Source organism: Saccharothrix sp. CCNWYY140 (assembly GCF_037401995.1).
Lineage (GTDB): Bacteria > Actinomycetota > Actinomycetes > Mycobacteriales > Pseudonocardiaceae > Actinosynnema.
Genome location: NZ_JBBEGC010000008.1, coordinates 94,424 through 116,627, shown reverse-complemented (window position 1 = coordinate 116,627; position 22,204 = coordinate 94,424). Strand labels below are relative to the sequence as shown.

Below are 22,204 nucleotides of genomic sequence, written 5' to 3'. Positions count from 1 at the left end.
CCACTTCCGGTTTCGCCGCCGCGGTGGACAAGTACAGGTGAGGTCGAATTGATCACCGGGGGAGCCTACAACCCGACATCCAGCTTCAAGCCGATCAGTTGGTATGCCCCAACACCTTCAGCCGATAGCGTGATCTCGGGTTTTCCCGACCGATCGAGGACGTGACTGAGCGCGTAGTCGTCACCCGGCGACAACCCCACCTTGTCCACTCGGACCCGGCACCCCACGGGGAACGTGATCACATACTGCGCCAACGGGATCGGCTCCCCGAACCGGACCAGCATCTCGTCGGGAGCCTGCCCGCGCATGAGGGGCCGGCATTTCGCCGGCCAGAACATGTCCACCACGAAGCTCACCTCCGCGTCACGCTGCACCGGGTCGTCCAGGTGCACCACCGTCTTGAGCCGCTTGTCGTCCAACCAGGACGAGGTCACGCCGAACCGGGTGCCGCCTTCCCCTCCCACTTCGACACTGCGCACGTGCACCCGAACCCGCCGTTTGAGCCGGGCCGGCCAGTCCCAGTTCACCCGGTCGGTGAAACTGCAGAAGGCCAGCTCGTCACAACGGACCACAATGGTGAACGCAATGCGCTGCCGGACGTCCCCGTTGGCTTCGATGTCGACGTCCTGGCGCCAGTCCTTCACGGCCCATTTCCGGCCGTGCCGCTTTTCCAGGATGTCGCAGTAGTGCAGCACCAGCCGACTCAACCGCGCGGTGCTGGAGTCCCATTCGGTCCGACTCGACCGCAACACCGCGACGAACCCCACCCCACCCGCCACCACCAGGACGAAGCCTGCCAGCTGCGACCCGCTGAAGGACACCCAGAACCCCACCGCCGGCAGTACCGCCACGGCTGTTCCCAGCGCACCGGAAGCAGCCCGCCCACGCAACCAGGACCAGGTCGCCGACAACGGCGACCCGCGCCTTACCCGGCGCGTGTGCCCACCTACCTCAAGACGTGTCCGAGCCACCCCCATCGCCGTCCCACCCTTCCCCGACCCATAACCGAAGGGTAAGGCACGCGACAGCCCGTAAATTGAAATTGGTACGGTCGGGTAGACCGATTGGGCCGGTCCGGTGATCGGCGAATGGCCGCTTTATCGCTGATTGGTGAACTGCACCGAATTACACGTTTGTTCAGCACGCCGCTTGACGTAGTACCCGACCCACGAGACGACCACGCACAGCGCCACCACCAGCTGCACCGTGCGCGCCGCCGACTCCGGGTACAGGACCCCGTCGATGTAGGTGTCGATGAACCCGTCGACCAGCGGTGCCTGGCCGGCCGCCGTGCGGAGGACGTTTTCCAGCCAGGTCAGGGGGCAGGCCAGGGGGAAGGTGACGATCGAGAGTCCCCACGCCGCCATCGCCACGTGGAACCAGAGCGCGCGCGGCCAGCGCCATGCCACGAAGCCGCCGACGACCAGGAAGACCAGGACCCCGTAGTGGATCACCATGACCAGCTCGGCGAGCGCCCGCGCGACCATCACGACCTCCCTGTACCCCAGAGTAGGCCGCACCCCGATCGGGCGCTCGCCATTAATCAACCGCGCGGCAGCCCCTGCCAGGGCACCCGGCCCGCGATGTCCAGCAGCAGGTCCGCCAAGTGGCCCAACGGCGCCTGGAGCAGCGGCACGGGGACGGCCGCCGCCAGGTTGTGCTCGTCGAAGGCGATCGCCACCCCGGCCGCGCGCGGGTCGGTCAGCAGGGCCTGGGGCAGGCCCGAGGCGAGCAGGGCGCCGGCGAACGCCGGGTTCTTGCGGCGCACCTCGTAGCGGGCGTCGAAGGCCGGGTCGCCGGTCGCGGTGAACTGCTCGAAGATGCCCCACACGCTGTCCTCGCGGGGGCTGATCAGCACCCACGGGCCGGGCATCGGGCGTGGCACGACGACCACCGAGTACGTGCGGTACTCGGTGGTCACCGTGTTGTCCGTGCGCAGCACCACCTCGACGGCCAGCACGGGCACGCCGCGCCAGTGGCCGACCAGCTGGAACCGCACGCGGCTCCGGTCGGCTTCCAGCATCCGCCCGATCTGGGGCACGCGTTCCTGGAAGCCCTGGTCCTCGGCGACGAACCGCCAGCCCAGGGCCGCCTCCAGCGCGCGCATCTGCTGCTCCCACTGGTTCACGAACTGCGGGTTCGTGAACGGGTTGCGCTTGCGCCGCGACAACCCCACGGCGACGCCCACCCCGAGGATCGCCACGATCACCAGCAACAACAGGAGGGAAGCCATCAGACCAGGCCGAGGTCCGCCAGGTCCAGCAGGTAGCGGTACGACAGGCCCTGCGCCTCGATGACCTCGCGGGCCACCGTGCCGCGGTCCACGACCGTCGCCACGCCCACCACGGTCGCGCCGGCCTCGCGCAACGCCTCCACGGCGGTCAGCACGCTGCCGCCGGTGGTGGAGGTGTCCTCGACCGCGAGCACCCGCTGGCCCGCGACCTCGATGCCCTCGATGCGCCGCTGCATGCCGTGCTTCTTGGTCTCCTTGCGCACGACGAACGCGTCGAGCACCTCGCCGGCCGCCGCCGCGGCGTGCATCATCGCGCACGCCACCGGGTCCGCGCCCAGCGTCAAGCCGCCCGCCGCGACGTAGTCCCAGTCGGCGGTGAGCTGCCGCAGGAGCTTGCCGATCAGCGGCGCGGCGGCGTGGTGCAGCGTCGCGCGGCGCAGGTCGATGTAGTAGTCGGCCTCCGCGCCGGAGGACAACGTCACCTTGCCGTGCACCACGGCCAGCTCGCTCACCAGCCGGGCCAGTTCGGCCTTGGCACCGGCGTCCAGAACCACTTCAGTTCGCACGGGTCCCAAGACTGTCATACGCGTCCGTACGCTGGCACACCGTGAACCTGTTCGGCACCGACACGCTCGTCATCGAGCAGCCCTGGGGCGCAGGCCGTCACCTGTTCGGGACGCGCTACAAGACCACCGCCCTGACCGAGCACGGCGTGCCGCTGGCGACCGCGGCCGACCGGGGCTTCCTGGGTCCCCTGCGGAAACTGCTGCGCGCCACGGGCCTGTCCGGGCGCACAACCTACGACCTGGCGGTGACGTCGCCGCAGGGCCAGGTCCTGCTGCTGGTGCACAAGGGTCCGGGCCGGCCGCCGACGCGCGTGTCCCGACCGGACGGCACCGTCGTCGGCTCCGTGCGCCGGGAGGGCCGCGGGGCTTACGCGCTGCTCGACCCGCACGGGCAGCGGCTGTGCTCTTGGACCGACGTGGCGACCTTCAGCGCCGGCGCCATCGCCAAGGGCGCGGGTGGGCGCGTGCGGCGGGACGTGCTGCGGCTGCGGCCGGGCACGCCGGAGCCGCTGCGGTCGCTGGCGGTGGCGGCGGCGCTGGCGTTCGACGTGGTGCGGGGCATCGGCACGAACCACACCAGCGGCGGCGGCTTCGACTTCCCGACCAGCGCCTAGAAGCGGCCGTGCGCGCGGTCGCGGTCAGTGGCGGCCGGTTGCCGGCGCGGCGTGGTGGCTCGTCGCCGGAGCCGCGCGGTGGGCGGCGGGGTGAGTGGCGCGGCGCGGTGGGCGGCGCGGCGCGGTGGGCGGCGCGGCGCGGTGGGCGGCGCGGCGCGGTGAGTGGCGGAGGGTTGCCGGCGTGGCGAGAGCGGCGGCGGGTCGCCGGAGGGCTTGCCTCCGGCCCCCGCTTCCATGATCTCACGCGCCACCGACAATTCCCGCAGTTCCGGCCGCCCAGGCGTCTTCGATCCGGCCGACCAGGCGTCTTCGATCCGGCCGACCAGGCGTCCTCGGTCCCGGCCCGCCAGGCGTCGTCGACTCGGCCTGTCGGGTGTCGTCGGTTCCGGGTTACCAGGCGTCTTCGGTGAAGCTGCTCGGCTCGTCGTCGTCATCGCCGCCACGGCGTGGGCGGCCGGATTCGATGACGTCCTCCGGGTCGTTGCCCTCCTGGAGTTGCGTGTAGGCGCGCTGGAGGTCGGGCAAGCCGGTCGCCAGGGCCTGCTGCACGCCCTCGTCGGCCAGGGCGCGGCCGGACGCGATGTCCTCCCAGGACATCTCGCCCGAGTCGACCCGGCGGGCCAGTTCGCGCAGTTCGCGGGGTGCGTTCGGGCCGTGGGCGGCGCGGTTGATCTCGGCCAGGTCCGACTGGGACAGGCCCGAGGAGCGCAGTTGGACCTGGCTCGCCTCGCGGGAGACCTTGTCCACGTTCTCCAGGCGCGCGTCCACCTCGGCGACCAGCGCGTTCAGCCGATCGCGGTCGTAGGGGAAGGTCACTGGCCACCTCCGGACGGCGCGGGTGCGGGTTCGGGTGCGGGCGGCGGGGCCTGGTTGTAGCGGTTGCTCGCGGAGTGGCCCGCCTTGCCGAGCTTGTAGCCGTTCCAGGCGACGCCGAACGCGCCGGACTTGGCCGCGGCCATGCCGTTGTCGAACTTCTCCTTGCCGTCCTGGTAGCCGTCGACCACGTCGAGCAGGTCGTTGACGTCGCGCACGTCCTTGAGCTTGGACAGCGCGGTGCCCATCGCGACGATGCCGTCGATCATGCCCTGGACGCCCTCGATCAGCGTCTGGATGGAGATGATGATCTTGCGGATGGCGTCGACGATCTGGATGGCGTCGTAGACCATCCACACCGCGCGGCCCCACCCGACCACCGGGATCCACGCCGTCATCGCCGCTTCGAGCAGCTTGCTGATCAGCATGTCCAGCAGGGTCAGCGCCAGGCCGCACGCCTTGCGGCAGGTGTTGGCGGTGGACCGGAACTTGTTGCCGATGATCCGCGCGATCTGCGAGTCGGCCTCGATGGCCAGCGCCCACATGGTCTTCATGCGGGCCTCGAACGCCTGCGCGGCGTCGCCGTTCCAGTGCGGGTTGAGCTGGTCGACGCCCGCGTCGACGTTGTGCCGCACGGAGTCCAGGGCCTTCGCGGTCCGGTCCCACGCGTTGGCGTTCTCGTCGATCTTCTCGAAGTCGCCGAGCAGCGGCTTGATCAGCGCGTCGAGGAGGTTCTCGCCGGTGACCTTCTCGTAGATCCAGTTGACGCCCTGGATCTTCCACCCGGCCTTCTCGATCAGCTCCTTGGTGGACTGCCGGCCCGGCCGGTCCTCGGCGGCGGCGTTGAGGGCGACCTGAGGGTCTTCGACGTCGGCGTACGCGGTCACTTGCCACCACCCAGGATCGGCGCCTCGGCGGCGTTGGCCAGCTCGGCGAGCACCTGGTCGAGGATGCTCATCGCCATCTCCTCGCCCTTCTGGTACATGTCCGCGGCCTTGGCCAGCCCTTCGGCTTCCTTGGTCATCATCTGGTTCGCGAAGTCCAGCGTCTCCCCGTAGAGGTTCGCGACGCCGGTGACGATCGGCTGGAGCAGCGAGAGCAGCCCGGTGAAGCCCGAGGTGTCGCCACCCTTCGTGACCGCGTGCTCCTTGATGGTCATGAAGTGCTGCGCGTTGCGGGTCAGCAGCTCGCTGTACCCCCGCAGCTCGGCCGGCTCGACGTGGAAGCCTTCACCCATTGACGGATCCCTCCTCCTCCAGTTCGGGGAGTGGGACGGGCCGGATGGGTGCCGGGTTCCCGCTGATCTTGGAAGATTTCGCCGGAGTGGCAGGCGACGGGAGCGGGGGGCGGACAGCAGGCCCGCGGAGGGTCGGGCGGCAGGTTTTCGGCGACTCGGGGCGACCCGCCCGCAGCGGGCGCGCGGCAACTCTTCACGGACCTGCACGCGGCCGGATGTCGGTGGCGCGTGCGACGATCGAAGCGGGGGCCGGAGGCCACGCCCCCGCACGCGTCAGGTCAGGTCCGACCGCGGGCGTTACCGGCTCGGGCGGCGATGCGGCGCAGCAGCGGCCGGGGGATCAGCCGGCTGATCGTCGCGATGGCCTTGTACTGGAAGCCCGGGATGGACAGCTGCTTGCCGGCGCGCAGGTCGGCCAGGCAGTCGTGCACCACGCGGTCGGCGTCGAGGTACAGGAACGCGGGCGTGCCGGACATGTCGATCTTCGCCCGCTGGTGGAACTCGGTCCGCACGAAGCCGGGGCACAGCGCCAGCACCCGCACGCCGGTGCCCGCCGTCGCCTGGGCCATGCCCTCGGAGAACGCCGTCACCCACGCCTTGTCCGCGCTGTAGGTCGACCCCCGACCAGGCAGGAAGCCCGCGATGCTGGATACGTTCACCACGTCACCGCGCCCGCGCTGCACCATGCCGGGCAGCACCGCCCGGGTCAGCCGCAGCACGGTCTTCACGTTGACCGACAGCTGGCTCTCCAGCCGGTCGGCGTCGGAGGCGAAGAACTCCCCGGACAGCGCGAACCCGGCGTTGTTGACCAGCAGGTCGAACGGCCGCTCGGCCAGCACCTGCTCGACCTTCACCCGACTGGGGTCGTCGGCGAGGTCGGCGGGCAGCACCTCGACCTGCACGCCGTGGCGTTCGCGCAGCTCGGCGGCGGTGCGCTCCAGCCGTTCGACGTCCCGGGCGACCAGGACCAAGTCGTGCCCCTCGGCGGCCAGCCGGCGGGCGAACGCGGCGCCGATGCCCGCGGTCGCGCCCGTGACCAGGGCCAGCGGCGGCGTCACGGCTTGCGCCCGAACTGCGGGCGGTGGACCTCGCCACCGGTGTCGGTGTCCGGATCGGCGTCGAACGGGTCGACCACGTCGGCCAGCTCCCCCAGGTCGCGCAGGAGTCGTTCCAGTCGGGCGGGTGAGGAGTTCGGCGGCGCCGCCGCCATCACCCAGTCGTTCTCCAGCCAGACCACGGTGACGTCCGCGCCGATCTCCTCGGCGGCGTCCACCAGGTCCGGTGTGATGAGCTTGCGGGCGGCGGGCAGCTCGCTGACGAACGCGTACCGCGAGCCGACCGGTCCGAGCAGGTCGGGCATCTGGTCGCGCTGGAACGGCACGCTGGGCAGCCACAGCTCGACCACCACGTTCACCGGCCGGCGGCAGCGCACGCCGACCAGCACCGAGTTGACCTTGCCCCCGGTCTCGTGGTCGAGCACGTAGACCTGGCGGCGGCCGTCCGCGGTGAACGTCGACCCGGCGACCACGTCCTTCGCCACGCCGGTGCCGTAGTAGGCGATCGCCCCGCTCTCCCACCGTGTGGGCAGCACGTGGTCGGTCTCCTCGAACTGCCAACCACGCAGAGCGGCCCACCTGCGCCGCTCCCGGTTACGCGCGGTTCTCTGCGCCCGGTCGGTGGCGAGCAGGGCGAACCCCGCCACCCCCGCGACCGCGGCGACGGTGAACCAGACCCACGCCGGTATGCCCACGGGTGCGAGGGTAGCGGCAGACACCGACCAAACGAAGATCACTTGGGGCGTGCCTCCCGCGATCGGACCAACCCGTTACCGGGAAGGTGGCGCGGGCCACCTCCCCGGACCTGCGGATCAAGCCCTCCCGACGATGAGCCCCGACTGGTCGTCGACGACGTCGACCTTCACCGTGTCGCCGTCGCGGACTTCACCCGACAGCAGCTCCTTGGCCAGCTGGTCGCCGATGGACGACTGCACGAGCCGCCGCAGCGGCCGGGCCCCGTACACCGGGTCGAAGCCGTTCAGGGCCAGCCAGTCGCGGGCCGCCGGGGTGACCTCCAGGGACAGCCGCCGCTGTGCCAAGCGCTTGCCCAGGCGTTCGACCTGGATGTCCACGATCGACGTCAGCTCCTCGGTGGCCAGCGAGTGGAACACCACCACGTCGTCCAGCCGGTTGAGGAACTCCGGCTTGAAGTGCCGCCGGACCACGTTCATCACCGCGTCGGTGCGCTGCCGCTCGTCCAGCGCCGGGTCGGCGATGGCCTGTGAGCCCAGGTTCGAGGTCAGCACCAGGATGGTGTTGCGGAAGTCGACCGTGCGGCCCTGGCCGTCGGTCAGCCGGCCGTCGTCCAGGACCTGCAACAACACGTCGAACACGTCCGGGTGGGCCTTCTCCACCTCGTCCAGCAGCACGACGCTGTACGGCCGCCGCCGCACCGACTCGGTCAGCTGGCCGCCCTGGTCGTAGCCGACGTACCCGGGGGGCGCGCCGACGAGCCGGGCCACCGAGTGCTTCTCGGAGTACTCGCTCATGTCGATGCGGACCATCGCCCGCTCGTCGTCGAACAGGAACTCCGCCAGCGCCTTGGCCAGCTCGGTCTTGCCCACGCCGGTCGGCCCGAGGAACAGGAAGCTGCCGGTCGGCCGGTCCGGGTCGGCGACGCCTGCGCGCGTGCGGCGCACCGCGTCGGACACCACCCGCACGGCCTCGGCCTGGCCGACGACCCGCCGCGCCAGCTCCTCCTCCATGCGCAGCAGCTTGGCGGTCTCGCCCTCCAGCAGCCGCCCGGCCGGGATGCCGGTCCACGCCGACACCACGTCGGCCACGTCGTCCGGCCCGACCTCCTCCTTCAGCATCACGGCCGCGTCCTGCGTGGTGCGGGTCGCCGTCTCCAGCTCCTTCTCCAGCGCCGGGATGCGCCCGTAGCGCAGCTCCGCGGCCCGCCCGAGGTCGCCGTCGCGCTCGGCCCGCTCGGACTCGCCGCGCAGCTGCTCCAGCTGCTCCTTGAGGTCGCGGACCTTCTCGATCGACGTCTTCTCGTTCTGCCAGCGCGCGGTCAGCGCGGCCAGGGTCTCGCGCTTCTCGGCCAGCTCGGCGCGCAGCGCGGCCAGCCGCTCCATCGAGGCCGGGTCGGACTCCTTGGCCAGCGCCATCTCCTCGATCTCCAGCCGGCGCACGGCCCGCTCGACCTCGTCGATCTCGACCGGCCGGGAGTCGATCTCCATGCGCAGCCGGGACGCGGCCTCGTCGACCAGGTCGATGGCCTTGTCCGGCAGGAACCGGGCGGTGATGTACCGGTCGGACAGGGACGCCGCCGCGACCAGCGCGGAGTCGGTGATGCGGACGCCGTGGTGCACCTCGTACCGGTCCTTGAGGCCGCGCAGGATGCCGACGGTGTCCTCCACGGACGGCTCGCCGACCAGCACCTGCTGGAACCGGCGCTCCAGGGCGGCGTCCTTCTCGATGTGCTCGCGGTACTCGTCCAGGGTGGTCGCGCCGACCATGCGCAGCTCGCCGCGGGCCAGCATCGGCTTGATCATGTTGCCCGCGTCCATCGCGGACTCGCCGGTCGCGCCGGCGCCCACGATGGTGTGCAGCTCGTCGATGAACGTGATGACCTGGCCGGCGGAGTCGGTGATCTCCTTGAGCACGGCCTTGAGCCGCTCCTCGAACTCGCCGCGGTACTTCGCGCCGGCCACCATCGCGCCCAGGTCCAGCGCCACCACGCGCTTGCCGCGCAGCGACTCGGGCACGTCACCGGCCACGACGCGCTGCGCCAGGCCCTCCACGATCGCGGTCTTGCCGACGCCGGGCTCGCCGATCAGCACCGGGTTGTTCTTGGTGCGCCGGGACAGCACCTGCACGACCCGCCGGATCTCGGTGTCCCGCCCGATGACGGGGTCGAGCACGCCCTTGCGCGCCCGTTCGGTCAGGTCGACGCCGTACTTCTCCAGCGCCTTGTACGTGCCCTCCGGGTCCGGGCTGGTCACCCGCGCCGACCCACGCACCCGCCCGAACGCCTCGCGCAGCGACTCCGGGGTCGCGCCGTGCCGGCGGAGCAGGTCGGCCACCTGGCCACCGTGCTGGGACAGGCCCACCAGCAGGTGCTCGGTGGACACGTACTCGTCGCCCATCTCGGTGGCCAGCTCCTGCGCCCGCCCGAGCACGCGCACGGCGTCCCGGGAGAACTGCGGCGCGGACACGCTCGCCCCGCTGGCCGCCGGCAGGGACCGGCTGAGCTGCTCCAGCTCCTTGTGCACCTGCTTCGGGTCGGCGCCCACGGCCGACAGCAGCGGCGCGGTCAGCCCGTCGCCCTGCGCCAGCAGCGCGCCCAGGAGGTGGACCGAGGTCACGTCCGGGTTGCCCGCGATCGTCGCCGCCTGCACCGCCGCGGACACGGCCTGCTGCGTCTTCGTGGTCGGGTTGAAAGCGTCCATTCCTCACCTCGGTCGCGTGTTCCGGCGCACCACCGGCTACCACTCAGCTCAACGTCAGAAAAGTTGAGTCCGTTCCACTCAACCTAGCCCAAGTGCTGTGACGCCCGCCACGAAGTCCTAGCGTCAGTGCCATGACCGTCAAGCTGAACCACACGATCGTGTCCGCCCACGACCCCCGCGCCACCGCCGACTTCCTCACCGAGGTCTTCGGCTTCGCCCCCGCCACGCCTTACGGCCCGTTCCTCGTCGTGGCCACCGACAACGAGGTGTCCCTCGACGTCATGGCCGTCGAAGGCGACATCACCCCGCAGCACTACGCGTTCCTGGTCGGCAACGACGACTTCGACGCCATCTTCGGCCGCGTCCGGGAGCGCGGGCTGCCCTACTGGGCGGACCCGTTCCACCGGCAACCCGGCGAGATCAACACCCACGACGGCGGCCGGGGCGTGTACTTCGACGACCCGAACGGCCACCGCCTGGAGATCATCACCGTCCCCTACGGCGGCTGAAATCGGGTGCGCCCGTCCCGGCGGCCACCTGAAGATCAGCGCATGAGTTCACTCGTGCACCACATCACCGTCGACTGCAAGGACGCGTACGCGCTGGCCACCTTCTGGAGCCAGGTCACCGGCCACCCCGTCTCCGACGAGGACGAGCCCGGCGACCCGGAGTGCCTCGTCGCCCTGCCGGCCGGCCCGGACCTGCTGTTCATCCAGGTCCCCGAGGACAAGACGATCAAGAACCGCATCCACCTCGACCTCCAGCCCGACACCACCCGCGACGAGGAGGTCGAGCGCCTCCGGGGCCTCGGCGCGATCGTGGTCGCCGACCGGCGCCGCCCCGACGGCACCGGCTGGGTCGTGCTCGCCGACCCCGAGGGCAACGAGTTCTGCGTGGAACGCAGCGCAGCCGAACGCGCCGCCACGAGCTGACCGTGTCACCCACATGTAGCAGCGTGTTTGTCCACACGCGCACCGCGCTTATCCACAATCCGCAGGTGTGAATCCACAGGCCGAAGCCGATCTCCGCACCGGTGCGGGGAGCGTGCGGCCAACAGGGTGAGACCCCCGCCTCACGCGATCTCCAGTGCCCGTTAAAGGCGTGCTCGGGCGGGGTACTCGCCTCACGGTTGGCCGCAATCCGCAGACCCGGTACAGGTCATCGCGAATGTTCGCCCGATGGGACGAACGCTCCGCGACCGACCGTGATCGCACAGCACTCGAAGGTGGCATCAAGGAGTCAGTCGGCCAGTTGACGGGTTAGCCTCGGTTCGTCGGGGATGGAAGCTTGACGAGGACGATGCGCCTTGCTGACGGCGCTGGAAACGTGGAGACTGCGCCCGGACCATGACTGCGAACGCTGTGTTGAGCCCCATCCCGAGCCCGCCCCACCGAGAACCCCCACCGGGTGTCACCGCAATGGTGCGCCTGATCAGGGAAAGCTGGGCGGTCGTCGAGCCGCGCGCCGAAGAGGTCGCCAAGTTCTTCTACGGAATGCTCTTCAGCCTCGCGCCGGCCACCCGTGAGATGTTCCCGGCGAACATGGAGGTGCAGCGCAGCCGCCTGCTGCGCGCACTGGTCCACGTCGTCCAGATGGTCGACCGACCGGACGACCTGATCCCCTTCCTCCGCCAACTCGGCCGCGACCACCGCAAGTTCGGCGTGGTCAACGTCCACTACGAGTCGGTCGGCACCGCCCTGCTCGCGGCGGTGAAGAAGCACGCCGGCCCCGCGTGGACCCCCCAGGTCGAAATGGCCTGGGCCGAGGCCTACACGATCATGGCCCGCGCCATGCAGGAGGCGGCGGCAGCCGACGACGGCCCCGCCTACTGGCACGCGACCGTGCTCGAGCACCAGCGGGTGAGCTGGGACCTGGCCGTGGTGCGCCTCCAGCCCGACCACCCGGTCGGCTACCGGGCGGGCCAGTACGTGAGCGTGGAAACGCCCCAACGAGCCAGACTCTGGCGCTACTTCTCACCGGCCAACGCCCCGCGCGAAGACGGCATCATCGAGTTCCACATCCGCTCCGTCGAGGGCGGCTGGGTGAGCCGTTCCATCGTCGGCCACACCCAACCGGGCGACGTGTGGCGCATCGGCCCCCCGATGGGCAGGCTCCACGTCGACCGCAAGTCCGGCAACGACGTCCTCATGGTCGCCGGCGGCACCGGAGTGGCCCCGATGCACGCGATCATCGACGAGATGGCGCAGTGGGGCGAAAACCCGAGGACGCACCTCTTCGTGGGCGGCAGGACCCGCGAGGACCTGTACGACCTGGACAACCTGCAACGCTTCGCGATGACCAACCCGTGGCTCACGGTGGTCCCGGTGCTGGAGTCGGACCCGGGCGCACGAGGCGTGGAACAGGGCACCCTGGCCGACGTGGTCACCCGCTACGGGGCGTGGGAGGACCGGGACGTGCTGGTCTGCGGCTCCCCGTCGATGATCCGCGCGACGGTCTCCCGCATGCTCGTGGCCGGCACCCCCCTGGACCGCATCAAGTACGACCCCTTCACCCTGGACTGACCCCCGCACCGGCCTCCAGGGCGGGGAAGCCCTGGAACGGCCCGAGGCATACCGCTTTCACGCGCGCAGCGCGGGCTCTTCCGCTCTGGCACGCGCGAAGCGCGTGCACAACCCAAGCTGGGCTTTTTGCGTCATCCCCGCTACCAGCAGGAACTCACCCCGACGCGGATCAGCGTTTGCGGTTTGGTTTCCAGACCACCAACGCGGTCTCGTGGCGAACCGGTACCAGGTCCCGCCGCAACGAGGCGTGCACGGAAGCCGCCGCGTGCTCGGCCGCCGCCAAAGCCTGGGCCAACTGCTCCGCCAACTCCGACACCTTCGCCCGCAGCGCCCCGACCTCGTTCTCCAGTTCGATGATCCGCTTGATCCCGGCGAGGTTCACCCCCTCCTCCTGGGAGAGCCGCTGAACCTCCCTCAACAGGACGATGTCGCGCATCGAGTACCGGCGACCGCCGCCCGACGTGCGCCCGGGGGAGACCAGTCCCATCCGGTCGTAGGAGCGGAGGGTCTGGGCGTGCAGGCCCGACAGCTGAGCCGCCACGGAGATCACGAAGAACGGGGTGTCCTCATCGGTCCCCGGCGGGAACGGAAACGTCATGTCCACCTCACCCTCACGCCGACCTCACCACCACGCCGAACCCATCACACCAAGACCACCATCACGCCGAACCGGCCCCGGCCCTCACGTCGACCTCTTCTCCACCAACGCGTTGAGGTCGGCCCGAGGGTCGTGCTCCGCGGTGGCCGAGGCGTAGGCCTCCAGCGCCTCGCGGGCCGTCGCGTCCATGTTGTTCGGGATCGCCACCTGCAACGTGATCAACAGGTCTCCGACCTGGCCGTCGCGCTTGGCGATGCCCTTCCCCTTGGCGCGCAGCACCCGGCCCGACGCCGTGCCGGCGGGGACCTTCAAAGTCACCTTGCCGTCCAGCGTGGGCACGGTCAACGTGGTGCCCAACGCCAGTTCGGGGAAGGTCACCGGCACGGTCACGGTCAGGTTGTTGCCGCTGCGGCCGAACACGGGGTCCGGGTTGACGTGCACCCGGACGTACAGGTCGCCGCTGGGACCGCCGTTGCGGCCCGGCTCGCCCTGGCCGCCCAGGCGGATGCGCTGGCCGTCGTCCACGCCCGACGGGATGCGGATGGTGAGCGTGCGCGTCTTGGTGGACACGCCGTCGCCGCCGCACTCCGGGCACGGGTCGTCGATGAGGCGGCCGGTGCCCCGGCAGTCCGCGCACGGCTCGGAGAACGCGAACGCGCCCTGGTTGCGGGTCACCAGGCCCGCGCCGCCGCAGTTGGTGCAGGTGCGCGGCGCGGTGCCCGGTCGCGCGCCCGAGCCCGAGCACGTCGAGCACGTCGACGGGCTGGACAGGCGCATCGGCACGGTCGCGCCGCGGACCGCCTCGGTGAAGTCGATCCGCACGTCGGTCTCGACGTCCTCGCCCCGCCGGGGCCGGGTCGCCGAGCCGGACGTGCCGCCGCGCCGGTTGAACAGGCCGCCGAGCAGGTCGCCCAGGCCGCCCAGGCCGCCCATGCCGCCGGGCTGCTGCCCCGCGCGGCCGAACAGGTCGCCGACGTCGAAGGTGCCGGTGCCCTGCCCGAACCCGCCGGGGAAGCCGCCGCCGCCCGCGAACAGGCGGCGGGCCTCGTCGTACTGCTTGCGCTTGGAGGCGTCCGACAGCACGCCGTACGCCTCCGAGACCGCCTTGAAGCGCGCCTCGGCCTTGGCGTCACCGGGGTTGGCGTCGGGGTGCAGTTCCCGCGCCAACTTCCGGTACGCCTTCTTGATCTCGTCGGCCGAGGCGTCGGAGGAGACGCCCAGCTCCCGGTAGAAGTCCTTCTCGATCCAATCCCGAGCACTCATCCGGACGCCGCCCCCTCTCGCTCAGCCTTGCTGTTCTTCAGTGGACCCGGACGCCCCGGCACCAGACTCGGCACCAGACCCGGACGGCTCGGCCCCGTCACCCGACGCCGCCTCGGCCGCGGGCTCGTGGTCGGTGACCGCCACCAGCGCCGGCCGCAGCACGACGCGCTCGCCGAGCCGGTAGCCGCGCCGCAGCACGGCCGTCACGGTCGGCCCGCTCACGTCGGGCGACGTGCTGTGCTGGACCGCCTCGTGCACGGTGGGGTCGAACTCCTCGCCCTCGTGCCCGAACGGCTCCAGCCCGGACCTGGTCAGCGTCGCGACCAGCTTGTCCGCGACCGCCTTGAACGCGCCGGTCAGGTCGCCGTGCGCGTCGGCCCGCTCCACGTCGTCCAGGACGGCCAGCAGCTCGTTGATCACCTGGGCCTTGGCCGAGGCGATCACCAGCTCCTTGTCCCGCTCGACGCGCTTGCGGTAGTTGGCGTACTCGGCGGTGAGGCGCTGGAGGTCCGCGGTCCGCTCGTCGAGCTGGGCCTTCAGCTCGGCGGCCGGGTCGACCTCCGCGGGCGGCTCCGCCTCGGGGGCGGCGTGCCGGCCGCCCTCGGCCGGGGTCTCGTCCACGGGCGTCTCGGCGTCCGCGGCCGGCGTGCGCACCTCACCCGTCTCCGGGTCGATGCGCCGCCGGTCCCGCACCACCACGTGCGGCTGCTCCTCGGGCTGGGTCACTTCTTCTCGTCCTCGTCCACGATCTCGGCGTCCACGACGTCGTCGGCCTTGGCGTCACCGGCGCCCGGCGCGGAGGCGCCGTCACCGGCCGTCGCGCCCGCGGTGGGGGCGTTGGCGTACATGGCCTGGCCGATCGCCTGCGACTCGGTGGCCAGCTTCTCCACCGCGGTGCGGACCTTCGCGATGTCCGTGCCCTTGAGGGCCTCGTTGGTCTCGTCGATCGCGGCCTTGACCTTGTCCTTGACCTCGGCCGGGATCTTGTCGTCGTTCTCCTTGACGACCTTCTCGGTCTGGTAGACCAGCGTCTCGGCCTGGTTGCGGACCTCGGCCTCGTCGCGGCGGCGCTTGTCCTCCTCGGCGTGCGCCTCGGCGTCCTTGATCATGCGGTCGATGTCGTCCTTCGGCAGCGCGGAGCCGCCGGTGATCGTCATCCGCTGCTCCTTGCCCGTGCCCATGTCCTTCGCGGACACGTGCACGATGCCGTTCGCGTCGATGTCGAAGGTGACCTCGATCTGCGGGACGCCGCGCGGGGCGGGCGGCAGGCCGGTCAGCTCGAACATGCCGAGCTTCTTGTTGTCCGCCGCGAAGTCGCGCTCGCCCTGGAAGACCTGGATCTGCACGGACGGCTGGTTGTCGTCGGCCGTGGTGAAGATCTCGGACCGCTTGGTCGGGATGGTCGTGTTGCGCTCGATGAGCTTGGTCATCACGCCGCCCTTGGTCTCGATGCCCAGGGACAGCGGGGTGACGTCGAGCAGCAGGACGTCCTTGACCTCGCCCTTGAGGACACCGGCCTGGAGGGCCGCGCCGACCGCGACGACCTCGTCCGGGTTCACGCCCTTGTTCGGCTCACGGCCGCCGGTCAGCTCCTTGACCAGCTCGGCCACGGCCGGCATGCGGGTGGAACCGCCGACCAGCACCACGTGGTCGATGTCGCCGACGGAGATGCCGGCGTCCTTGATCACGTTGTTGAACGGGGCGCGGGTGCGCTCCAGCAGGTCGTTGGTGATGCGCTGGAACTCGGCCCGGGACAGCGTCTCGTCCAGGAACAGCGGGTTCTTGTCCGCGTCGACCGTGATGTAGGGCAGGTTGATGGTGGCCTGCGACGAGCTGGACAGCTCGATCTTGGCCTTCTCGGCGGCCTCGCGGATCCGCTGGAGGGCCATCTTGTCCTTGGTCAGGTCGATGCCGTTGGACTGCTTGAAGCGCTCCACCAGCCAGTCGACGATGCGCTGGTCCCAGTCGTCACCGCCGAGGTGGTTGTCACCGGAGGTCGCGCGGACCTCGACCACGCCGTCGCCCAGCTCCAGCAGGGAGACGTCGAAGGTGCCGCCACCGAGGTCGAAGACCAGGATGGTCTGCTCCTTCTCGCCCTTGTCCAGGCCGTAGGCCAGGGCGGCGGAGGTCGGCTCGTTGACGATGCGCAGCACGTTGAGGCCCGCGATCTGGCCGGCTTCCTTGGTGGCCTGGCGCTGGGCGTCCTCGAAGTAGGCGGGCACGGTGATCACGGCGTCGGTGATCTCCTCGCCCAGGTACGCCTCGGCGTCGCGCTTGAGCTTCATCAGCACGCGCGCGCTGATCTCCTGCGGCGTGTACTGCTTGCCGTCGATCTCGGTCGTCCAGTTCGTGCCGATGTGCCGCTTGACCGACCGGATGGTCCGGTCGACGTTGGTCACCGCCTGGTTCTTGGCGGGCTGACCGGTGAGCACCTCGCCGTTCTTGGCGAACGCCACGATGGACGGGGTCGTGCGCGAACCCTCGGAGTTGGCGATCACCGTCGGCTCGCCACCCTCGAGAACCGCGACGACGGAGTTGGTCGTCCCCAGGTCGATGCCGACCGCTCGCGCCATTTGGATTCCTCCTGGTAGTGCGTCTGTGAGAGCCCCGCGTTGAGCGGCGTGCGCTCAAGTTTGCCAGGATCTGCGGACTTGAGTCCACTGGGCTCAATTTCTCTGCCTGTCCAACGGGCGGGGGCCTTCGGGTGTTCCCGAGCGGACGTGATCCGGGACACTCTCGGCATGGACTCACCCGCCGACATGATGTCCGCCATCGCCGCGTCCATGAAGGAGCGCACCGGCCGCACGCTGGACGAATGGGTCGACCTGGTGGCCGCGTCCGGCCTCGACCCGCTGGACCAGAAGGCCGTGCGGGCGTGGCTGCGCGACACCCACGGCGTCAAGCAGAACTCGCAGTGGACCATCGCCGACGCCGCCGCGCGCGCCGCCGGGTGGGTCGAGCCGACCACCGCGGAGTACGTCGACTCCCAGTACACCGGTCGCAAGGCGTCCCTGCGACCCGTGTACGACCGGGTCGAGGTCCTCGCGCTGGGCCTGGGCGAGGACGTCCGCGTGGAGGGCCGGTCGACCTACGTCCCGTTCGTGCGCGGCCGGCAGTTCGCGGCCGTCCAGGCGCTGACCACCCACGTGGTCCTCGGCCTGCGGTTCACAGACGCCCCGGCGAGCGACCGCCTCACGCCAGGCGGTCCCGGCCAGTCGACGCACAAGCTGTCTCTGGCCGGGACCGACGAGGTGGACGGCGAGGTGGAGGCCCTGTTGCGGGCCGCGTACGAGCAGAACGCCTAGAGCGCGGGCTCCACGCTCACGTCCCCGCTACCGGACTTCACCAGCACGGCGATCTGCGCGGCCGGGTCGGTGGCCACCCCCACGGTCCGGTCGCCGCTGCCGGTCTCGGCCTCCACCCGGTAGGTCCCCTTCGGCAACCGGACCTGCACGTCACCGGACCCGGACTCGGCCCGCACCGGCTGCACGGCCGCCATGCCGACCTCGACGTCCCCGGAGCTGTTCACGATCGCCACCTCGCCGCGCATGTCGGACACCTTGGCCCGACCGGACCCCACTTCACCCTTGAACGACCCGCCGATGTTGGAGGCGTCCACGTCCCCGGACCCGTTCAGGACCTTCACCGCGCCGGAGACGTCCCGGACGTGCACGTCGCCGGACCCGACTTCGATGTCCACACTGGCGACCCGCTCGAAGGTGACGTCGCCGGACCCGTTGTTGCCGACGACCTTCACGTCCTTGCCGGGCACGGTGACCTCGTAGTCCACCGAGCAGTTCCGACCGCAGTCGTCCAGCACGAGGGTGTCCCCCTCCACGCGGTAGGTCATGGACGGCTTGTCGGAGTTGCGCGCGTACTCGACGTTCCGCTTGACCTCGACCGAGGTGGCCCCGTCACTACCGCGCACGGTGACCCGCCCGGAGCCGTTCTGCACGCGGACGGCGACCACCTTCTCGGTCACGCTGCCCTGGTCGGAGAACCTCTCCTGCACCAACCGCACGCACCCGGCCAGCACCCCCACCAGCGCAACGACCCCGACCACCGCCCACACGACCCGCTTGACCACCACTGCCCCCCTCGGACTACGACCACGTTCGACACGACAAACGTAAGCGCCGCCCACCCCCGCCGACACCAGGAGGACCCCCGACCCGCGGTAGGGCTGTCCCCACCCCCCGGCCGGGCGGAACGCGCCCGGCTTTCGGGTTTCGGCTTTCCACGAAAACGCCGGGAACAATCGGGAGGCATCCGGCGGAAAGGTGCGCGGAGCGTCCTCCACCGGCACTGTCACCGCTGCTCAGCGCCCTGATCACGACCGTTGGCGACATTCGGCCGAACAGCGTGGGCCGATCGGCCGCCGACCGCGCCGAATTGCGCGGCGAAGCCGTGGACCGCGGCCAGTGTGGAAAAATGCGCTGGTGGCGGACGAGCGCGAGGACGTCGACGAACCGCTCGCCGGCTTGGACGGCCGCGAACGGCAGCAGGTGGCAGCGGCCCTGTGGCGGGCTTGGCGGGTCGACCGGCGCTCCGGGGTGCTGACCGGGCTGTCCGGCATCGGCAAGTCCCAGGGCGTGGTGGGGCCGCTGCGCAAGCGCGCCGACGTCCTCGGCATCCAGACGCTGTCGATCGAGGTGCCGCCGCGCCGCGTCGACGAGGGGACGCGCGTCGACCTGGAAGCCGAACTGCTCGAGCGCCTGCGCACCGAGATGGAGCACGTGGGCATCGACGTCGCCGAGGACGTGCAGCGGCGGCGGGGGCTGTTCATCACGCTGTCGACGTTGCTGCGCCGTGGCGCGCTGGTCGTCATCGACGAGTTCCAGCGGCTGTTGGGCGCCGACGGGCGGCCGGAGCAGCCGTTCGCGGACGAGCTGGCCAAGCTCGTCGACCGGCCCGGCCGCGGCGGGCTGTGGCTGGTGTCCAACCGGACGGTCGACCCGGTGTGGACCGAGCCGTTCCACGTCGCCACCCTGCCCAGGCCGGGAGTGGCCGACGCCGTCCGGATCGTGCTCGACGGCATGCCGTCCGGGGTGGACCCCGAGCAGCTGTTCCCGGTCGAGCTGCGGGAGCGGACCGTGGAGCGCCTCGGCGCGAACCCCCGCGTGCTGCGGCTGCTGGGGTCCCTGCTGGGCGTGCACGAGCTGGCGCAGCTGCTCGGCCCCGACCTCGACCCCGACGCCGGTCCCGCCGAGCCGGACCTGGTCGAGGCCATCGAGCGCGCCCTCGTCGCGAAGGCCACGGAGGGGCTGCCCGACGACGGCGCCCGGCGCGCGCTGGAGGACCTGTCCGTCCTGGACGACGGGGCCGACGCCGACCTGCGCGAGGCCATGATCGGGCGGTACGGCGACGCCCAGGAGCTGACCCGCGAGCTGCTGGGCCGGTACCTGCTGGAGGGCCGCGCGTCCTCGTGCAAGGTGCACCCGGTGGTCCGCGAGCTGGACCTGTTCCGCCGGCACGGCCGGGAGACCGAGTGGCGCGACGCCCACCGGCGGGCCGGCGAGTGGTACGCGCGACCGTTGCGCGCCAAGGACCTCTCGCGGACCAGCGAGTCCCGCCTGGGCACCGCGCTGGAACGCGCCCAGCGGCACCTGCGCAAAGCGGCGGCCGACGACGTCCTCGCCGAGGTGCACGAGCAGCTCGCGCGCTACCTGGGCCAGTACTCCGACGAGCGCGCGCAACGGCTCCTGGAGGCCGAGCGGGACGGCCGGATCACCCTGCTGACCGCCTACCTGAGCGAGGTCGACGACCCCGGTCTGAGCTACCACCTGGCCTCGCTGCTGCGCGGCCGGGGCCGGCCCGGCGACCTGCCGCGCGCGCTCGCGCAGGCCGAGCGGGCGACCCGGGGCAAGACGACGAGCTACCCGTGGATCCTGTGGGTGCAGCTGGTGCGGCAGGTCGAGGGCTTGCAGGCCGCCGTCCAGGCGGGGCGCGAGGCGGCCCGGCACGTCCGCCACTACCTGTACCGCGTCTACACGGCCGTCGGCGCGGCGCTGGCCGCCGACGGGCGCCCGGCGGAAGCCGTCGCCGAACTGCGCAAGGGCTGCCGTGCGGTGCCCCGGCACGACCGCTACCGGCTGGCCCAGCACGCCCTGTTCTACGCGGCGGGCGAGAGCGACCCGGCGCTGCTGGAGGAGGTGTGCGAGTGGCTGCGCGGGCTGGACGGGCTCGGCCCGCAGGCCATCCTCGGCGACATCCTGCTGCTCCAGCACCGGGGCCGGTGGCGGGAGAGCGCGGAACGGGCGCACGGCGCGGTCGCCGCGGACTCGAAGCCCTTGGTGCACTTCCACGTCGCCGAGGCCGTCGGGTGGCTCGCGGAGGGTGAGCCGGACAAGGCGCGAGCGGCGTTGCGGGGCGCGCGGGACACCTCGAACCGCCGCATGCCCCGCGAGGGCAAGACCTGGCTGGCCGCGCTGGTCGAGCTGTCCGACGGGAACGCGGTCCAGGCGTCGCGGAAGCTCGGCGAGTACCTCGACACCGACGACGTCCCGACGAAGCCGCGGGAGATCAAGTCCCGGCTGCTGCACCTCTGGGACCACCACATCGCGACGGAGGGCGAGTTCAACCCGTCGTTCCACATCCCGGTGCTGCCGCCCGCGATCACCGGGCAGCCGGGCAACGTCCACCGCCCCCAGTACGGCGGCCCGGTGCTGCCGCAACACCGCACGGAGGAACCCGTGACCACCGAGCCCGCCGCCGACGGCAGGCCGACCGTGCTCGCCGTCGCGACCGAGTGGTCCTCCGCGCACGGCGGCCTGAGCACGTTCAACCGGCGGCTGTGCGTGGCGTTGGCGACGGCCGGGGCACGGGTCTTCTGCACCGCCCCGCACGCCACCGAACAGGAGATCGCCGCGGCGGCCGAGCTGGGCGTGACGCTGGTCAAGCCCGCCCGCGGGCGCGGCGGCTCCGCGCTGGAGGTCATCGGACGCCGTCCCGAGCTGCCGCCGGGCGTCGTGCCCGACCTCGTGATCGGCCACGGCCGGATCACCGGGCGCGCGGCGGACGGACTGCTGGACGACTTCCCCGAAGCGCGCCGGCTGCACTTCATCCACATGGCGCCGGACGAGATCGAGTGGTTCAAGACCGGCCGCGACGACGACACGGGTGTGCTCGCCGAGACCCGCCACCAGGAGGAGCTGGACCTCGGGCGGGACGCCCACCGCGTGGTCGCCGTCGGACCGCGGCTGCACGGGCGCTACGTGCGCGACTTCTCCCCGGCCGGCACGAAGGTGCTGCGGATGGACCCCGGCTTCGACGACGCGGAGCACGCGGTCCGGGAGCCACCGCCGGGCACGCCGTGGTCGGTGCTGGTGTTCGGGCGGGCCGAGGACGCCGAGCTCAAGGGCCTCGACATCGCGGCCCGCGCGGTGGCCGGCGCCATCCGACGGCGGGCGCAGAACGCGGCACGGCTGGAGCTGAAGGTGCGCGGCGCGCCGGCGAACACGTCCGAGCAGCTCCGCGACCGGCTGGTGGCCTGGTCGGACCCCTCGCTGCGACCGGTGGTGCGGACCTACTCGACCGACGCGGCGAAGCTCGCGGACGACCTGCACACCGCGAGCCTGGTGCTGATGCCCTCGCGGGCGGAGGGTTTCGGGCTGGTCGGGCTGGAGGCGATCGTGGCCGGGACGCCCGTGCTGGTGAGCGGCGAGAGCGGGTTGGGCGAGCTGCTGGTCGAGCTGCTCCCGGAGGACGCCGAGCGGTTCGTGGTGCCGGTGACCGGCGCTGTCGACGTGGACGCGGAGGCCTGGGAACGGGCCGTGTCGGCGGTGCTGCGCAACAGGCGGGCGGCGTTCGAGGACGCGGCGTGGCTGCGCCGCCGGCTGGCGGAGAAGCTGACTTGGGCGGGCGCCGCGAAGCAGCTGCTGGCCGACTGCGAGTAGGCGGTCGGCGGGA

At 71.4% G+C, this 22,204-nt stretch carries 21 protein-coding genes; 6 read left to right on the top strand and 15 right to left on the bottom strand.

The genetic code is table 11. The annotated features are described in order from the left end of the window. Positions 1-65 precede the first annotated feature (65 nt). The 4 genes from WBN91_RS07410 to pyrE form a co-directional block, all read right to left on the bottom strand. On the bottom strand, positions 66-851 hold the full coding sequence (locus WBN91_RS07410; RefSeq protein WP_337724724.1) for a hypothetical protein: 786 nt from the start codon (positions 849-851) through the stop codon (positions 66-68). A gap of 246 nt (positions 852-1,097) precedes the next feature. Then, entirely contained in the window at positions 1,098-1,487 is a 390-nt protein-coding gene (locus tag WBN91_RS07405) for a DUF2784 domain-containing protein (protein ID WP_337724725.1), read from the bottom strand. Positions 1,488-1,543: 56 nt separating this feature from the next. Next, complete coding sequence (locus tag WBN91_RS07400; RefSeq protein WP_337724726.1) at positions 1,544-2,233, bottom strand: hypothetical protein; 690 nt, start codon at positions 2,231-2,233, stop codon at positions 1,544-1,546. Beyond that, positions 2,233-2,787, bottom strand: coding sequence for an orotate phosphoribosyltransferase (gene pyrE / locus WBN91_RS07395; protein WP_337724752.1), 555 nt, complete (start codon positions 2,785-2,787; stop codon positions 2,233-2,235). Before pyrE ends, WBN91_RS07400 begins: the two co-directional genes overlap by 1 nt. A gap of 53 nt (positions 2,788-2,840) precedes the next feature. On the opposite strand from pyrE, the gene WBN91_RS07390 reads away from it, so the two are divergent. After that, the gene (locus WBN91_RS07390) at positions 2,841-3,413 is read left to right on the top strand and encodes a hypothetical protein (RefSeq protein WP_337724727.1); all 573 of its coding nucleotides are present in this window, start codon (positions 2,841-2,843) and stop codon (positions 3,411-3,413) included. A 390-nt stretch (positions 3,414-3,803) separates the two neighbouring features. On the opposite strand, the gene WBN91_RS07385 is transcribed toward WBN91_RS07390, so the two are convergent. The 6 genes from WBN91_RS07385 to clpB form a co-directional block, all read right to left on the bottom strand. Continuing rightward, on the bottom strand, positions 3,804-4,229 hold the full coding sequence (locus WBN91_RS07385) for a hypothetical protein (protein WP_337724728.1): 426 nt from the start codon (positions 4,227-4,229) through the stop codon (positions 3,804-3,806). Next, positions 4,226-5,113 carry a WXG100 family type VII secretion target gene (locus WBN91_RS07380; RefSeq protein WP_337724729.1) on the bottom strand — a complete coding sequence of 296 codons (888 nt, stop codon included), beginning with the start codon at positions 5,111-5,113 and terminating at the stop codon, positions 4,226-4,228. The genes WBN91_RS07385 and WBN91_RS07380 overlap by 4 nt, the downstream gene beginning before the upstream one ends. Further along, positions 5,110-5,463: a hypothetical protein gene (locus tag WBN91_RS07375; protein WP_337724730.1), complete on the bottom strand. Its 354-nt coding sequence runs from the start codon at positions 5,461-5,463 to the stop codon at positions 5,110-5,112. The genes WBN91_RS07380 and WBN91_RS07375 overlap by 4 nt, the downstream gene beginning before the upstream one ends. A 278-nt stretch (positions 5,464-5,741) precedes the next feature. Further along, a complete protein-coding gene (locus WBN91_RS07370) occupies positions 5,742-6,521 on the bottom strand; it encodes an SDR family NAD(P)-dependent oxidoreductase (RefSeq protein WP_337724731.1) in 780 nt (259 codons plus the stop codon). Continuing rightward, complete coding sequence (locus tag WBN91_RS07365; protein ID WP_121224211.1) at positions 6,518-7,213, bottom strand: hypothetical protein; 696 nt, start codon at positions 7,211-7,213, stop codon at positions 6,518-6,520. The genes WBN91_RS07370 and WBN91_RS07365 overlap by 4 nt, the downstream gene beginning before the upstream one ends. A 117-nt stretch (positions 7,214-7,330) precedes the next feature. Then, positions 7,331-9,913: an ATP-dependent chaperone ClpB gene (gene clpB, locus WBN91_RS07360; protein WP_337724732.1), complete on the bottom strand. Its 2,583-nt coding sequence runs from the start codon at positions 9,911-9,913 to the stop codon at positions 7,331-7,333. Positions 9,914-10,044: 131 nt separating this feature from the next. Here clpB and WBN91_RS07355 point away from each other — a divergent pair, with 131 nt between their 5' ends. The 3 genes from WBN91_RS07355 to WBN91_RS07345 all read left to right on the top strand — a co-directional run bounded on the left by WBN91_RS07355 (position 10,045) and on the right by WBN91_RS07345 (position 12,435). Then, the gene (locus WBN91_RS07355; RefSeq protein WP_337724733.1) at positions 10,045-10,422 is read left to right on the top strand and encodes a VOC family protein; all 378 of its coding nucleotides are present in this window, start codon (positions 10,045-10,047) and stop codon (positions 10,420-10,422) included. A 42-nt stretch (positions 10,423-10,464) separates the two neighbouring features. Then, a complete protein-coding gene (locus WBN91_RS07350; protein ID WP_337724734.1) occupies positions 10,465-10,845 on the top strand; it encodes a VOC family protein in 381 nt (126 codons plus the stop codon). A 486-nt stretch (positions 10,846-11,331) separates the two neighbouring features. After that, entirely contained in the window at positions 11,332-12,435 is a 1,104-nt protein-coding gene (locus WBN91_RS07345; RefSeq protein WP_337724753.1) for an FAD-binding oxidoreductase, read from the top strand. A gap of 169 nt (positions 12,436-12,604) precedes the next feature. Here WBN91_RS07345 and WBN91_RS07340 read toward each other — a convergent pair whose 3' ends face one another. The 4 genes from WBN91_RS07340 to dnaK form a co-directional block, all read right to left on the bottom strand. Further along, a complete protein-coding gene (locus tag WBN91_RS07340; RefSeq protein WP_337724735.1) occupies positions 12,605-13,033 on the bottom strand; it encodes a heat shock protein transcriptional repressor HspR in 429 nt (142 codons plus the stop codon). An 84-nt stretch (positions 13,034-13,117) separates the two neighbouring features. Continuing rightward, positions 13,118-14,296: a molecular chaperone DnaJ gene (dnaJ, locus tag WBN91_RS07335; RefSeq protein ID WP_337724736.1), complete on the bottom strand. Its 1,179-nt coding sequence runs from the start codon at positions 14,294-14,296 to the stop codon at positions 13,118-13,120. A gap of 21 nt (positions 14,297-14,317) precedes the next feature. Further along, positions 14,318-15,022 (bottom strand): nucleotide exchange factor GrpE, encoded by a 705-nt coding sequence (gene grpE / locus WBN91_RS07330; protein ID WP_337724737.1) that lies wholly within the window; start codon positions 15,020-15,022, stop codon positions 14,318-14,320. After that, positions 15,019-16,869, bottom strand: a complete 1,851-nt coding sequence (dnaK, locus tag WBN91_RS07325; RefSeq protein WP_337724738.1) for a molecular chaperone DnaK — start codon at positions 16,867-16,869, stop codon at positions 15,019-15,021. Before dnaK ends, grpE begins: the two co-directional genes overlap by 4 nt. A gap of 168 nt (positions 16,870-17,037) precedes the next feature. Between dnaK and WBN91_RS07320 the strand changes: the two genes are divergently transcribed. Beyond that, entirely contained in the window at positions 17,038-17,601 is a 564-nt protein-coding gene (locus WBN91_RS07320) for a DUF5655 domain-containing protein (RefSeq protein ID WP_337724739.1), read from the top strand. Here the strand turns inward: WBN91_RS07320 and WBN91_RS07315 are convergent. Then, entirely contained in the window at positions 17,598-18,383 is a 786-nt protein-coding gene (locus WBN91_RS07315) for a DUF4097 family beta strand repeat-containing protein (protein ID WP_337724740.1), read from the bottom strand. The two genes, WBN91_RS07320 and WBN91_RS07315, sit on opposite strands and share 4 nt — an antisense overlap. Positions 18,384-18,735: 352 nt before the next feature. Between WBN91_RS07315 and WBN91_RS07310 the strand changes: the two genes are divergently transcribed. Continuing rightward, on the top strand, positions 18,736-22,191 hold the full coding sequence (locus WBN91_RS07310; protein ID WP_337724741.1) for a glycosyltransferase: 3,456 nt from the start codon (positions 18,736-18,738) through the stop codon (positions 22,189-22,191). The last annotated feature ends 13 nt before the right edge of the window (positions 22,192-22,204 follow it).